This is a genomic window from Bacillus sp. 196mf (assembly GCF_003217275.1).
Classification (GTDB): domain Bacteria; phylum Bacillota; class Bacilli; order Bacillales; family Bacillaceae_G; genus Bacillus_A; species Bacillus_A thuringiensis_S.
Genome location: NZ_QJTG01000024.1, coordinates 43876 through 59045 on the forward strand (window position 1 = coordinate 43876; position 15170 = coordinate 59045).

The following is a 15170-nucleotide window of genomic DNA, read 5'->3' on the forward strand; positions in this document are numbered from 1 at the left end:
ACTATGGGAAAAGGGGAGAAGCAAAATGCTTCCCTCTTTTCGATATTTAAGCATATACAGAGGTGGAAATATGAAACGAAATCTTGTTTTGGGAGGTATTTTTTTATTTGGATTAGGTGTTTTTTTATATCCTACTATTAGTAATTGGTTGGCGACTCGTGCACATTATTCTGAGATTAGCTCTTACGATAAGAAGATCAAAGCGCTACAAAAGAAAGAAGTCGAACGTAGGGAAAAAGAAGCAGCCGAATATAATAAACAAGTTCACACTTCCACGAAAACATTTACTGATCCATTTTCTGAAAAAAAAAGTAATCATCAAGCATATGCTGATGCGTTAAATTTAGGAGATGTAATGGGGTATATTGAAATATCGAAAATTAATATAAAACTGCCAATCTATCAAGGGACATCTGAGGAAGTATTGAGCCGCGGGATAGGTCATTTAGATTTTTCTTCGCTCCCGATAGGTGGAGAAAATACGCACACTATTTTAACAGGGCATCGTGGTTTACCATCAGCAAAATTATTTACAGATTTAGATAAGTTGAGCGAAGGAGATCTCTTTTATATTCATTCTTTAGACAAAGTTCTTGCTTATAAAGTAGATCAAATTAAAGTAGTGTTACCACACGAAACGGACGATCTACAAATTGTAGAAAATAAAGATTATACAACTTTAATTACGTGTACGCCTTATGGAGTAAACACCAATAGATTGCTAGTTCGAGGTGTGCGTGTGGAGTTAAACGAGAAAGAAAAACAAAAAGTGAGTACAGAGATATTTATATTTAATAAGTGGACTGTAATAGTTCCAATCCTATTGTTATGTGTGTTTCTAGTCGTAATTTATAAGAAAAGGTTAACTCGATAGAATGTATTTATTTATCCTGCATTAATGGACATTGGGACCGGAAATTCAGAGATAAGTAAAGAAGATATATAGGGAATGAAGTAAATTCTCATTGATAAACATGTCATTTTATTCGACTATAGAAAAAATACGGTAAAGGTGGGAACAAAGGAATTGAGGCTACGATTAAAGCTGGTAAGTATTCATTTTATTGTTTTGTTAATGTTAAGTGTAAGTTTTGTCGTATATGTACCACAAGAAGCATATGGATCCACGACAAACTTAGAAGGTCTAGGTGATATATCGCGTTATAATGCAGTTGTCTTTGGTAACCATAAAGCAATAGGTGGCGACATTGAAGGAGCAATTGCAGTTCAAGGTGATATGGATGCATCGGGGTATACAATTGTAGGTGCTGCAGCGGGAACATCTAATATAGTAGGTGAAAAATGGGTTGATGAGGGATATCCGTCCTTGTTATTGTCTGGAAAATTTAAGAAATCAAGAGAAGAATCTTTTATCATTCAAAACGGAATAGTCGTAATGACAAAAGAGAGTGATCCAGATCGCATCATACAATCTTCTTATGATCATATCGTTTATAAAGAAAAACTAGAAATTGACGCGAAATTTAATGAATTTCGCAATATAGTGAACCAAGTCAGTAAAAATGCTGGTCAATATAAAACGAATACCCCAATTCCAAATATGAGTTATGGAATCGGAAAAGATATAAACAATTCTAATATTTATGTTTCATCAGAATTGACAGGGAAAAACAATTTAGATATAAGAGATGTATTTTTACCGAGTGCTAAGGACAAAGATTTTATTGTTATGTATTCGGATGCAACAGAGGTTACATTTAAAAATGGGTCTATTCTATATGACACGAACAATATTGGAAGGGCTACAGATATAGTTCCTACATCACAACCATATTCTCCTAATTCGCCGTTTACTGAGCTATATGGGAAAGTGATTTGGGTTTTTCCAAATGCGAAAAAAATTACAACAGAGGGATATGGTGTCGTTGGGAGTGTGTTTGCCCCCAATGCTGTATTAGAAACAAAAGGCGGTTCGATTAATGGACAAGCATTTGTTGGTGCGGTACAACAAACTGGTGGATTTGAATTTCACAATTTCAAATTTAACTGGCAACATTGGAACAAGCCTAGTACTGGAAAAGTAAAAATAAAAAAGGTTGATAGTAATAATGATAATAAAAAATTGGTGGGAGCAAAGTTTCATATAGAAGATTCAAATAAAAAAGTAGTTGGAGAACTAGTAACAAATGAAGAAGGAGAAGCGATATCAAAAGACTTACCGATAGGAAACTATATCCTTGTAGAAATAGAAGCGCCAAAAGACTATGAATTATTAAAAGAAAAAATAACTGTAAAAATAGAAAAAGATGCAGTAGTAGAAATTAAAATAGGAAATAAGAAATTGCCAGATCCAATGGGAAAAATGAAGTTAGTGAAAGTAGACATAAGTGATAAAAATAAAAAGCTAGCAGGGGCAAAGTTTCATATAGAAGATTCAAAAGGAAAAATAGTTGGAGAACTAGTAACAAATGAAGAAGGAGAAGTAATATCAAAAGACTTACCAATAGGAAACTATACCTTAGTGGAAGTAGAAGCACCTAAAGGTTACGAATTATTAAAAGAAAAAATAACTGTAAAAGTAGAAAAAGATGCAGTAGTAGAAATTAAAATAGGAAATAAGAAATTACCAGATCCGACTGGACAATTTGAAATTGAGAAAGTTGATGATAAGGATATCAATTTAAAACTACAAGGCGCTATATTTCAAGTCTTAGATAAAGAGGGTAAAGAAGTGGCTAGATTAACAACGGATGAAAAAGGAAAGGTGATTTCCAGTCAATTAGTACTTGGGAAATATACGATAAAAGAAATAAAAGCGCCAAACGGATATATGTTACTTAGGGGTCCAATAGAAATAGAAATTACAGAAGCAGTAAAGACACAAAAAATAACAGTGAAAAATGCGAAGAATAATTGGGTAATTCCTAATACTGGTGGGAGCGGAACAACAATTTTTTACGTAATTGGTATTATGCTAATGTTTGGTGTGCTATATTTCTGTAAGAAAAATCGTATATTATGAACTAATTTTATAGAGTTAGACAGATCGTTACGTTAGAGAGTTTTTAGGACATGAGTTCGGTATTGTACTGGACTCATGGTACTAAATTTGTTAAAGGAGGAAGGATAATAGTAAACATAGAATATATTAATGAATTAAAATATTTAAGAGGTGAACATGGTGGCAATAAAACAAGACGAAATTAAAGTAGTTGTCGGAGCTGGAGTGTTTAATAATAATCCAGGTTGGATTCAAACGCAAGAAGATGAACTTAACTTACTAGATAAAGCTACGTGGGAAGAAAGATTTGAATACAACTCTATTTCAGCTATTTTAGCTGAGCATGTATGGGAACACCTTACTTTTGAAGAAGGTGTAAGAGCAGCTGAAATTTGTTATGAATTTTTAAAACCATCTGGTCATATTCGGTGCGGAGTCCCTGATGCATTCTTTCAGGATGAGGTATATCAAAATATAGTTCAAATAGGGGGCCCCGGTCCGAAAGATCATCCAGCAGCAAGTCATAAAATCGTTCATAATTATATAACATTAACGAAAATGTTTGAAACTGCTGGATTCGAGGTAGTTTTACTTGAATATTGTGATGAAAATGGTCGGTTTTATTACAACGAATGGGATGCAAACGACGGTGTTATTTTCCGTTCGAAAAGGTATGATTCTAGAAATAAAGGCGATAAACTTGGTTTTCCATCGCTAATTGTCGATGCGATTAAGCGTTAATCATTAATCATTCCACAAAAACAGGAGTTAATCCTATTATTTCATAAGTCGCAAATGCGGCTTTTTTTATTTGTACGTAAATCTATATTTAATTTTCAATATTATTTAACTCGATTTAGAAAATATTTAAGTTTTTCTCAGCACCATTCACTTTAAATTAACACTTCGTTGTTATAAATATTTATTTTATATTTATATTCGTGTAAAATGAAGTGAGAACGTACATTCTATATAAGGAGGCAATCAAAATGATAGCTGAAATTGGGAAACTAACTGATGGATATATTGTAAAATTTGAACGCGAATTTCCATATACGGTAGAGGAAGTTTGGTCTGTATTAACAGAAAACAGTAAGCTGAAAAAATGGATGTCCAATTTACAGATTGAAAGCCTTAAAACTGGTGGAATAATAAAGTTCGACATGATGGACGGTTCATTCATAAACATTGATATTTTAGAGTGTCAACTAAACTCAGTACTTGAATTTACTTGGGATAAAGACCGTGTCCGATTTGAAATACATAAAGAGGAGAATGGTACTCTTTTACTTCTTAAAGAGTACATTCATGAATTAACAGATCATACACCGAGAGATATAGCTGGTTGGCATATTTGTTTAAATCTTTTTTCTTACGTTTTAAAAGGAGAAGAGAAAGAATTTTCTAAAGATGAATGGCAACAATGGTTTGAAATATACAAGGATAAGATTCATGAAGTGAGAGGATAATTGCATAATAGGTAATATTCATTATGTAATTATTATATTGTAAAAATGCTTTTGTGAATAAATAAGAATAGAGGTTAATATGAAAGTAAATCAATTAATTGCTAATAACATAAATAAATTAGATGCAACTATACCGTTTAATAAATCGTTTGGAATTGCTGGGTTATCTGGATCGGGTAAAACAACTTTTTGCCAAACAATTGGTGAAGAGTCAAAAAAACGATTAGTTTCTTTATTACCAAAGGCTGAATATCAATATTTATTTCCTAACATTATGGAAACAAATTTTAGTGCTATTAAGATGGAAGAAATGCCGTTAGTACTTTTTCTAGGAAAATCATCGATTTCGTCTAATCCGCGTTCAACGATTGGTACTCATACTGGTGTTTTTACAGAGGTTCGGGAAAAACTTGCTGAAGTATTTAATCTTTCTCCAGAGGTCTTTTCATTTAATAATCAATTAGGCTGGTGTACTGGTTGTAAAGGCCGTGGTACTACAAAAAATGTTGAGTGTAAAAAATGTAAGGGAAAACGTTATAGTGAAGAAATTGAACAACATGAAATTGATTTGTTGGACAAGCCACATTCAATCTCAAATATTAATGATTTAAGTATTGAATCTATTCTTTCACTAGCAAAAGAGTTAAATATTAGTGAAGAAAAACAGCATATACTGCAAAATATTATTAATATGAACATTGGTTATTTAACATTAAATCGAATTATGGGTACGTTATCAGGTGGAGAGTTAACACGACTTTATTTGGCCGAATTCATGGCAGTAAGTGAAAATGCTGTAATTATTATTGATGAGATTTCAGTTGGACTTGATCATGAAACTTTATTACAAATTTTAGAAGAGATTAAACGATTAGGGTGTAAAAATCAAATTTGGCTTATTGATCATTCAGATACAGTACTAGATACAACTGATGAGCAATTGTTCTTTGGACCTGGTAGCGGAAAATATGGCGGGAAAATTGTGGAAGAATCACCAAGACCAAAGTCAATACTGTGGGATCGAAATAAAGAAATACCAACAGAATATTATACATTCTATGATTTATATTGCCGTAATATCCAAATGGCTGAGTTTCAAATTCCTAAAAACAGGCTTGTAACAGTTACAGGAGAATCAGGATGTGGGAAATCTACACTTGTCAACGAATGTCTAGCTACAGATTTTTTGAAACGATATCCAAAAGATAAATTAGTTATGGTAGGACAAGACCGAAATCAATCAATTACAAGTCGATCAACTGTAGCAACTTTCCTAGATATTAAAAAGAAACTGACAAAGTATAGTGAAGACATTGATGATATTTTTGAGCGCTCGATTGAGGATATTATTGATGAACTTCCAAATGAAGATATCGCTTATAAACGTTTGAGCCTACTAATTAAATTAGGGCTTGGCTATTTAACATTAGAGAGAAAAACACAAACATTATCGACAGGTGAGTTTCAATGTGTTCATTTAGTTTCGGAATTATTTGCAAACACTAGAAATCCACATACATTATTTATTTTTGATGAGCCTTCAAAAGGTTTATCACAAAATATTTTAAATCAATTTATCGATAGTATTAGAGGTATTCTGCAAGATGAATCAGTTTCGATCATTATGATTGAGCATAATCGTTACATGTTAGAAAGCTCTGATTATATAGTTGATTTTGGAAAAAGGCAGAATGAATCTATAGAGCATTTGGATGTTGTCAATCATGAGGATTACTATCGTCAAAAAAGTAATGTGAATAGCACAGAGAAAATACACATCTCTTCAATGCTTAGGCAGAAAAAAGGGGTTCACTATTTAGAAGAAAATCATATTAACTATTTTAAAAATGCCGAAAATATTTATAAGGGCGGTATTTTAAAAAGTTTATCATCAATGGCTAGGTTAATTTATGGTGAATATGAATCTAATACAATCGCACCTGTTATTGCTATTGATCTTGAAAGACATTTATATAGTCAATATAGTTTCTTATATGAGATTGGTGGATTAATTAATCATATTGTAGCTGCTCATCCAATTAATAAAGATACGAGAAGTTTTGATTTCTATTCACAGGACAATCATTGTCCATCTTGTTCTGGACGTCTTCAAATTGAAGTTTTTGATAAAGATATTGCCATTCAAGATAAAAGTGTTCCATTTTGGGATGGGCTATTCGATCCAGAAATCATGAAGGTATTAAAATTTTATCAGCATGAAAAAATAGAATTTCTATTCGAAGAAATAAAAAATGAGCTTGGTCACGATTTGTCAAAGAGCTATAATGATATGTCAGAAGAAGAAAAGCATACGTTTTGGTACGGATATTTTGAAAAATCATTTTATGATAAAAAAGGAAAGACACGCAGAACATGGGTAGGGTTTAATACAATTATTGGTGGATATATTGTTATTTCAAAAGCACCTATTAAAGAAGAAATTAAGAGTTCAAAAAAAATGATGAAATGTCCAATTTGTGAGGGGACGGTTTTAAATCATCATAAACCACTTAAATTTGGTAACGTAGATATTCGTGAAATAATCAATCAGCCTATTAATAAAGTATTGAAAATAGTTGGTGATTTACCGGCACTTGTTAAATTGAAGTCTATTGTTGGTGGCGATATGGTATTGACGGAAGATGTTTCTTTATTGCCAAGAAAAGCACAAGTTGCATTGAAAATGTTTGAATTAGAACAAGCAAGCTTTTCAAACTATGAAATGGTGTTACAAAATGTCTTACCATTCTGGAGCGAAATAAAAGGAAATATCGAATCCATTAGTGTTAATAATCAGGTAACTGTTTGTGATTTCCCTAATGTTTATGAAACGAGAGAAACCATTATAGATAAGTATTTCACAAATGGTAAATATAAAAAACTTACGTATGTATACGAAGCGTTTGGATACAAAAAATTAGTTACCCAAATTAATAAAATTAAAAAAAGTAATCCATGTCCATTTTGTAAAGGTAAGAAAGTGATAACCGAAGATAATCTACATGATGGTGTCTTTAAACTAACAATTCCATGTGTAACTTGTAATGCAAGTGGTATTAATGACGAAGGGTTAAAAGAAGTTGTCGAGGGCGTGGATGTAAAAACGTGGTTAACTGGAAAAGTAAGTGATGTTGTGAATGAAAGCTTATTAACAGAAGCTGTTGGACAAATACCCATTTTCAATCGCATACGTGAGTTGGATAAACGAGATATGATGGCGGTTTATGAATGTCTTGAGAAAAATAACTAGTGATGGATTTGTCAATTGCAGTAGTCATAAAAACAGGAATATAGGTTTTTAATTATATAAATATAACATGTTAAATTGTTATTTAAATCGTTAAAAATAGTTGACCCTCACATAATGTCATTGTTTATGATGAAGTTGAGCTTCAAAGTAGATGTAACTTATAGGAGGAAATCATGTTTAAAATAGGGGATTTTTCGAAACTATCTTCCATTAGTATACGTATGTTGAGACACTACGATAAAGTGGAATTATTACAACCAGTAAAAGTCGATGAGCAGAGTGGATATCGATTTTATTCAGCTGACCAATTAAAAAAGGTAAATCAAATTCAAACATTAAAAGCTATGGGGTTTAATATTGCTACCATCAAAGAAATAATAGAATGCGATAATATAGATAGCATAAAAGAGCGATTTTTAAATCGTAGTGCTCAAATTAAAGAAGACATGAATAACCTCCAAAAACAATTACGTCTCCTCGAAGACTCAATGAAAACGATGAGAGAGGATGTTGTTGAGATGAATTATCATGTTTCAATAAAAGAAATTCCAGAAAGAACTGTAGCTAGTGTTAGAAAGATTATTCCATCGTATAATTGCGAAGGTGATTTATGGAGTGTATTAATGCAAGAAATTCAAATGAAAAATATTAGTATTGCCCATCCGAGTTATAGTATTGCGGTTTTCCATGATCGTGAATACAAAGAAAATGATGTAGATATAGAAATACAGCTAAGTATTCTAGGTAAGCACGAAAATACAAAAGACGTTACATTTAAAAATATGAAATCAACCAATGTAGCTTCTATAATAGTTAATGGAAGTTATGAACAGATGACAGCTGTAAATGAGGCTGCGGCAAAATGGATTGAGACAGAAGGTTACAAATTAGCAGGCCCGATGTTTAATATTTATCATGTGAGCCCAGCGATGGAATCGGATCCTAATAAGTGGGTTACAGAAGTTTGTTATCCAGTTAAATAATGATAAAGAAAAAAGGCATTAATTATATGCCTTTTTTCTTTGGAAACTTATCCATAAATATCAAGACAAATTACTTCGAGATTCGATTCGTCAACTACTAGCACAATTTTATTTGCAAATGTACAAAATGAGCGGATTGTAATGAATCATCTAAAAACCAACCAGTTGGTACTAAAGTAATGTAATCATCTATTTGGAAATTTCAGCAATGTTTAAATGAGCAACAAAAGCCACCGTAATAAGGGGCTTTTGTCTTAAATAATTTAATGATATGTGTACCCTCCATCAGGAAACAATACATTATCCGTAGTAAAACTATTTTGCATTAAATATAGAACAGTATGTGCAATTTCATTATTATGGCCAGGCCTTTTTACAAGAGAAAGAGATTTATAAGATTCATAAGCAGCTAGTCTATTTTCGTTTTGTTCATTCTCTCTTTGTATTGTTCCAGGAGAAACAACATTAACTCTAATAGGAGCTAATTCTACAGCTAAAGCTTTCCCTAAACTTTCAATAGCACCATTGCAAGCTCCATAAGCAGGTGCCCCTTTAAGTGGTCTTTGACTAAATGCACCAGACATTAACACAATCGATCCAGAGTTTGAAAGAAAAGGAATTGCATATTTTACGGCATAATATTGAGGCCAAAACTTTCCGATGAAGCTACTTTCAGCAATTTCCTCTGTAGAGGTAATCGGTCCAAGTGTGTAAGAGGCTCCCGGTGTGAATAAATGATCAAAGTTCCCAACTATCTTGAAAAAATTTTGTAATTGCTCTTTATTTTGATTATCCAATATATAAGTTTGAAGATGATTGTTATTTATTACTTCTCGAGCAACTTTTAATTTTTCTTCCGAGCGTCCGGCAATAATAACATGTGCGCCTTGTTTAATTGCTTGTGTTGCTGTTGCTAATCCAATACCAGAACTCCCGCCAATGATAACAATACGACTATTTTCTAATGTAGTAATAGACATATTTTAGCCACTCCTTTAATAAAAAATTTAGAATATAACTGTGCTATGCTTTTATTATTCGCTAAAAGGGAGCAAGTGAAAAGTACGCACTTTATATGTACATAGTCGTAAATTTTGTACTAATCGCTATACATGCGGATAAGTAATTGGAAAAATCGCTAAATATGGTTTATCCCGCATTAACGGGCAGTAAAACTCTCACCTCAAAGTTAGGAAAATGTAAGGAAGTTAGGTAAGAGGTCAACTGCCCGTAAAAGCCCGATTGGTTCAACTAATAATCAGTGTGGGATGGACAAAACCCCCACTGATTAAAGTTTCACTTTATGATATCTGAGGAGAGGTGAGAAAAATGGATTTACAAGAACCGAAGTTAAAAGGAGTAATAGCAACATTACAAATAATCGGTGGGAAATGGAAGCCGCTCATTTTGTTTATTTTGCTAACAGATGGAACGAAGCGTTTTGGTGAATTAAAGCGATTAATACCAGATATATCTCAAGGGACGTTAGCAAAGCAATTACGTGAATTAGAGCAAGATCAACTAATAAAACGCGAAATTTATCAAGAAATACCACCTAAAGTAGAATATAGCTTAACTCAACATGGAAAAACAGTCAGTACTGTTTTGGATAGTATGTGTAGTTGGGGAAGAGGGCATTTAAAATATATAGATAAAGATAAACCATAAAAATGTTATGTAAACTTATTGTAGTGTGAAGGGAAATATTGTTTTAATAATTTGTATTTTATAATATATAATTAAGGAGTGTCGTAGGTTATTATACATATTTAATTTATTTTTACAAAGGGGAAGTAATAAGATGAACGAATTAGAGTATAAAAGCTTCTATGATAAAGTAGGAAGATTAAATGGATGGGATTTTAGCAAAATAAAATGTGAAACTGTAGGAGATACATGGGACTTTTATAGTGAGGTAAAAGAAAGGTGTAAACCATCACATATTTTACTTGATGTTGGTACAGGCGGAGGAGAAAATGTACTTAACATAGCATCATCAGCTAAATTGTTGATTGGAATTGATAATTCTAACGGCATGATTGAGACGGCACATTCTAACTTGAAAAAATCAGGTGTACAAAATGTTGAGTTTCTTCAAATGGGTTCTGAAGCTTTAACATTTCCACATGCACATTTTGATATTACTTCAAGTTGTCATGCCCCGTTTCTGGCATCTGAGTTAGCAAAAGTAATGAAAAAGGGTGCCTTTTTCTTAACACAACAAGTAAGTGAGAATGATAAATTAAACCTGAAAGAAGCATTTGGTAGAGGACAATGCTTAGGTGAACGGGATGGTACTTTAAAAGAAAAGTATATGAATGAACTTATTAGTGCAGGATTTGATCTCGTGCAAGTACGTGAATATGATGTTACTGATTATTACAGTAGGTCTGAAGATCTCATTTTCTTATTAAAACATACTCCTATTATTCCTAGATTTGGAGAACAGGAAGAGGATTTTACTATTTTACAAAAGTTCATTGATACGTATAGTTCTGAAAAAGGGATTCGTACTAATTCAAAAAGATTTATGATTATTGCTGTAAAACCTTAATGTATTTTATCGTAAAAGTTGCTTTTCATTTAAGGAAAGGCAGCTTTTTTATATGGAAACAATGCAGGGGAAATTTGAAAAAATAGAAATAAGTAAAGTGTTAATTAAAAACCGAAATATGGAGGATATTTGTTTTGAAACGTTAGTGTACTAGCAATAAAAGAAGCTAACATATTCATACTAAAGTTGTAGTTTCTATATGAAAAATCCATCCTTCCGTTTGATTTTATCTATTTATAAGTGTAATACAATACAAATAGATAATAAGAAATGAGGGGGAATGTAAAGTGATTACACATATATCAGATATAAAACTACAAACGGTTTCCATAGAAGGGGTAAAACAAGTTTATAAGGACATATTATCTTTTCCAATAAAAAAAGAAACAGCATCCTTCATTCAATTTGAAGTAACACCTTATACAACAATTAGTTTTCAAGAAGTGTATGAACCAATCGCACCTGCACATTTTGCTTTTGAAATCCCATATTCAAAATTCCATGAAACAGCAAAATGGTTAAAGGACTCTGGATTACTCATTGTAAAATGGCAAAATGGAAATGTAATTGGTGAAGAGAATGGTCTATTCAATTTATACTTTAAAGACGGAGATGGAAATCTACTCGAAATTATCGCACATAGTTATGTTAAAGAGGATGTATTAGTACCACACTCACCTTTAAACATTTTATACGTAAGGGAAATTGGTCTTCCTGTTAAAAGTGTACCTGTTTTTACGGAATGGTTAAAATCAAATCTAAATATGAAAACGATGGAAGATGGGGATATTTTTAACTTTGTTATAGGTGGCACTGCATATATCGTCGCGACTTGGTGGCAGCGACCTTGGATTCCAATTGCAATGAAAGCTCTATCACCGAAAGTACACGTTTCTTTAGGAACACCAGACGTCGCATTTTTACAGCGAATCCATAATAACTTTAAGAAAAATAGTGTACCATTTGAATGTAAACGTAATGAAGTATCATTTATTGAGCAAGGATATACATTTTCAATTGTGCATACATCAGAGTTTCATTCGGATATTCCTAAACAATTAAGCTTACCGCTTTCTATTTAAGGATGGAAAGCGGTAAGTTTTTTGTATATTCGTGAAGAAGGTTTTAGCTAGGATTATAGTGAATTTAAAGAGAAATATAAGGTGTTATTCTAATTTATGTTAAGGGGGGAAATAAAGTGGTTTTAGGTAATCTAATTGCAAAAGGGAATACAGCAGAAATTTATTTAACTGATGATAAGGTTGTAAAATTATTGAAAGATTACCTCCCAGATACAGAGTCTATGAATGAAGCAAAAAAACAAAAATATGCGTATTCATGTGGGTTGCCAGTTCCAAACGTATTTGAAGTGAAAAAGATACAAAATAGCCAGGCAATTATTATGGAACATGTAAAAGGGGACAACATTGGTGATCTTCTGCTTAATAATTTAAATGAGGCAGAGCGTTATATCAGCCTTTGTGTTAATGAGCAAAAAAAGATCCATGCTATACATGTGAATACAGATGAAATGGAGTTAATGAGGGAAAGGTTAGAGCGTCAAATTAAATCTGTGCATAAATTGGATGAACGCAAAAAGAAGGATATATTACAAAAATTAGATTTTATTACATTTGATTTTAGGCTATGTCATGGAGATTTTCATCCATTTAATTTGATTTTGAGTAAGGAAGAGAAAGTGAAAGTTATAGATTGGGTAGATGCTAGTTCAGGTGATATTCGCGCAGATGTATTTCGAACATACTTGTTGTACTCACAATCTTCGGTAGAATTAGCTGAGATGTATTTACATATATATTGCAGTCGTACCGGCATATCAAGAGATGAAGTTTTTCAATGGGCTCCTATTATTATTGCAGCTAGATTTTCTGAAAAAGTATCACCGCAAAATGAAGTGTATTTGAGAAGATTATTGAATCAGTATTTATAAGTCATAAAAAAGGTTGTCAGCTAATTAATAAATGCTGCTGTTTAACCAAAGTTTCCTTGCAGTTAAACAACAGCATTCTTAAATATTGATATAGGTATTCTTATTTTCGATCTTCATCCTATAAAGGTTCATAATCCGTACTTGTTCCTCCGTTAATTCTTCTTTATCCCAATACATATGCATTAAGCTATATTCAAAAATCTCCTTTAATTTAATAAATAACGGAAACTTGTCTTTCATCTCTTTTGGTAGCTCATTTTCCTCTTGGTAGCCTTCAAATAGTGCTTTTGTAATTGAATACTCATAGTCAACGATATTCCCATTTCCAGCAAATGAATATTCTATCGCACTATAAATAGGAACGGCTAAATCGAATATGTAAAAATGTTTTTCGCAGTCTTGAAAATCTATCATTGTTAAGTTTGAATTATTTTCGACTAAAATGTTTTCTAACCATAAATCTCCGTGAATTAAGCCGTAATTTGAAGAGGATTTTGGTAGCTCTTTTATGGAAGTTAAAACGTCAGATGCAATTTCTCTTATTGTATTTTCTTCTTTAGGGATATATTTAAGAAAATTATATTCTTCATTTTCATACCAATCGTTTATATGTTTTACTGGTTTAATCTTTTCAAAGCTTTTAGATATACGATGTAATTTTCCAATTTGTTTACCAAGTTTTTTAAATATATTAGAATTCCATTCAGACCTTGGTAAATGTATACCAGGAGCAGCTTTATATAATACAGCAAAAATCTCCTTGTCTAATGTGAATTTTTCTACAAAATTCCCTTGTAATGAAGGGATTATTGGTGGAACACCTAAACCATTTTGATATAAAAAATTCGTATATATAACTTCTTCTATCTGTTCTTCATATGTTTTGTAGTTTGTAATTCTACTGAAGTATGTACCTTGTTCTGTAAGACATTCATACATCTCATTTGTTATTGGCTTAATGTTAATAAAATTCAACGGATACTGTTCATTTATGAATTGAAGTATTTCTTTTTCTAGCTTGTTCATTGAAACGTCCTTTCCAAACCTTAATTTTTTAACTTGGGAATTAAAAGAATTTTATTTTATAAAATTCGTGTTTAATTTTTGAAATCCTTTAAAATGAAATATGATGTAAATTGACCTTTAATAATTAGTAAGGTGTTGCCAACATACTCATTAACGCTAAATTGAAAAATGAATAGAAGGTATGACAAAATAAGATAGATGAAAAAATAAAAATTAATACTTATATATAGATTATAAAGACTTTAGAGAAAGGCTCATGTTATAAAACACAAGAAATATCAAAAGAAAGAAACGCACTTCTCCTATACTTTTAAATAAGGAGTGAAGGAAATGAATGAACATATACAGCAGATGATTAATTGGATTGAGAGCAATTTAAAAAGGAGATTTTCTTTAGATGAATTATCTCGTTACATGGGGTATTCTCCTTATTATTGCTCTTTTAAATTTCATCAAGTAACGGGTTTCAGTATTAGACGTTATATTCTTCTTAGAAGGTTATATGTATCTACGGAAGATTTAAAGAATGGTAGGAAGATAATTGAGGTAGCGTTGGATTACGATTACTCTTCCCAAGAGGCTTATAGTAGAGCTTTCAAAAATGTTTTTGGAATGAATCCAAGAGAATACCAGCTTATAAATGCTAGTTTAAATGTACACATTAACACTTGAATAAGCATGTACATTTTCAATAGGATTCTACATACTGACTTTGAGGTGGTTAGTGTGTATATCAAACTAGATATTCCAACGGAATTTACAATTAAAAGTCTTACAGACTTATCTAATTTTAAAAATTTAATGGAGAACTTAAAGATGAAAATAAATAAAAGTCAACTAGCACGAGAATTGAAGGTTGATCGACGTACCATTGATAAATACATGAATGGTTTTATACCAAAGGGGACCAAAAATAGAACATCAAAAATCGATGCCTATTATGAAGTGATTGTAGATCTTTTATCAGATGACACT

The 15170-nt window shown here is 31.8% G+C and carries 12 protein-coding genes and 2 pseudogenes; 12 read left to right on the forward strand and 2 right to left on the reverse strand.

Annotated features, from left to right (window positions below; translation table 11 throughout):
* The first annotated feature begins 70 nt into the window (after positions 1-70).
* The 6 genes from ATL10_RS24460 (at position 71) to ATL10_RS24485 (ending at position 8664) form a co-directional block, all read left to right on the forward strand.
* Positions 71-874 carry a class C sortase gene (locus tag ATL10_RS24460; protein ID WP_075719284.1) on the forward strand — a complete coding sequence of 268 codons (804 nt, stop codon included), beginning with the start codon at positions 71-73 and terminating at the stop codon, positions 872-874.
* A gap of 153 nt (positions 875-1027) precedes the next feature.
* Positions 1028-2983: an MSCRAMM family protein gene (locus ATL10_RS24465; RefSeq protein WP_110497697.1), complete on the forward strand. Its 1956-nt coding sequence runs from the start codon at positions 1028-1030 to the stop codon at positions 2981-2983.
* A 159-nt stretch (positions 2984-3142) separates the two neighbouring features.
* Complete coding sequence (locus tag ATL10_RS24470; RefSeq protein WP_025118314.1) at positions 3143-3703, forward strand: class I SAM-dependent methyltransferase; 561 nt, start codon at positions 3143-3145, stop codon at positions 3701-3703.
* A 248-nt stretch (positions 3704-3951) separates the two neighbouring features.
* Positions 3952-4431, forward strand: coding sequence for an SRPBCC family protein (locus ATL10_RS24475; protein WP_050843667.1), 480 nt, complete (start codon positions 3952-3954; stop codon positions 4429-4431).
* A 79-nt stretch (positions 4432-4510) separates the two neighbouring features.
* Positions 4511-7681 (forward strand): ATP-binding cassette domain-containing protein, encoded by a 3171-nt coding sequence (locus ATL10_RS24480; RefSeq protein ID WP_110497699.1) that lies wholly within the window; start codon positions 4511-4513, stop codon positions 7679-7681.
* Positions 7682-7854: 173 nt separating this feature from the next.
* Positions 7855-8664, forward strand: a complete 810-nt coding sequence (locus ATL10_RS24485; RefSeq protein WP_090976665.1) for a MerR family transcriptional regulator — start codon at positions 7855-7857, stop codon at positions 8662-8664.
* 263 nt (positions 8665-8927) lie between these two features.
* On the opposite strand, the gene ATL10_RS24490 is transcribed toward ATL10_RS24485, so the two are convergent.
* Complete coding sequence (locus ATL10_RS24490) at positions 8928-9644, reverse strand: SDR family oxidoreductase (RefSeq protein ID WP_110497701.1); 717 nt, start codon at positions 9642-9644, stop codon at positions 8928-8930.
* Between the two features lie 349 nt (positions 9645-9993).
* Here ATL10_RS24490 and ATL10_RS24495 point away from each other — a divergent pair, with 349 nt between their 5' ends.
* The 4 genes from ATL10_RS24495 to ATL10_RS24510 all read left to right on the forward strand — a co-directional run bounded on the left by ATL10_RS24495 (position 9994) and on the right by ATL10_RS24510 (position 13169).
* Positions 9994-10332 (forward strand): winged helix-turn-helix transcriptional regulator, encoded by a 339-nt coding sequence (locus tag ATL10_RS24495; RefSeq protein ID WP_029442367.1) that lies wholly within the window; start codon positions 9994-9996, stop codon positions 10330-10332.
* Positions 10333-10465: 133 nt separating this feature from the next.
* Positions 10466-11218, forward strand: coding sequence for a class I SAM-dependent methyltransferase (locus tag ATL10_RS24500; protein WP_090976669.1), 753 nt, complete (start codon positions 10466-10468; stop codon positions 11216-11218).
* Between the two features lie 287 nt (positions 11219-11505).
* Positions 11506-12300 carry a VOC family protein gene (locus ATL10_RS24505; protein ID WP_090976671.1) on the forward strand — a complete coding sequence of 265 codons (795 nt, stop codon included), beginning with the start codon at positions 11506-11508 and terminating at the stop codon, positions 12298-12300.
* Between the two features lie 116 nt (positions 12301-12416).
* On the forward strand, positions 12417-13169 hold the full coding sequence (locus tag ATL10_RS24510; protein ID WP_090976674.1) for an aminoglycoside phosphotransferase family protein: 753 nt from the start codon (positions 12417-12419) through the stop codon (positions 13167-13169).
* 78 nt (positions 13170-13247) lie between these two features.
* Here the strand turns inward: ATL10_RS24510 and ATL10_RS24515 are convergent, their stop codons facing one another.
* Positions 13248-14195 (reverse strand): phosphotransferase enzyme family protein, encoded by a 948-nt coding sequence (locus tag ATL10_RS24515; RefSeq protein ID WP_090976675.1) that lies wholly within the window; start codon positions 14193-14195, stop codon positions 13248-13250.
* A gap of 330 nt (positions 14196-14525) precedes the next feature.
* On the opposite strand from ATL10_RS24515, the pseudogene ATL10_RS24520 reads away from it, so the two are divergent.
* A pseudogene (locus ATL10_RS24520) lies at positions 14526-14831 on the forward strand (helix-turn-helix domain-containing protein); the annotation flags it as partial.
* 90 nt (positions 14832-14921) lie between these two features.
* Positions 14922-15170 (forward strand): annotated as a pseudogene (locus tag ATL10_RS24525) (IS21 family transposase); the annotation flags it as partial.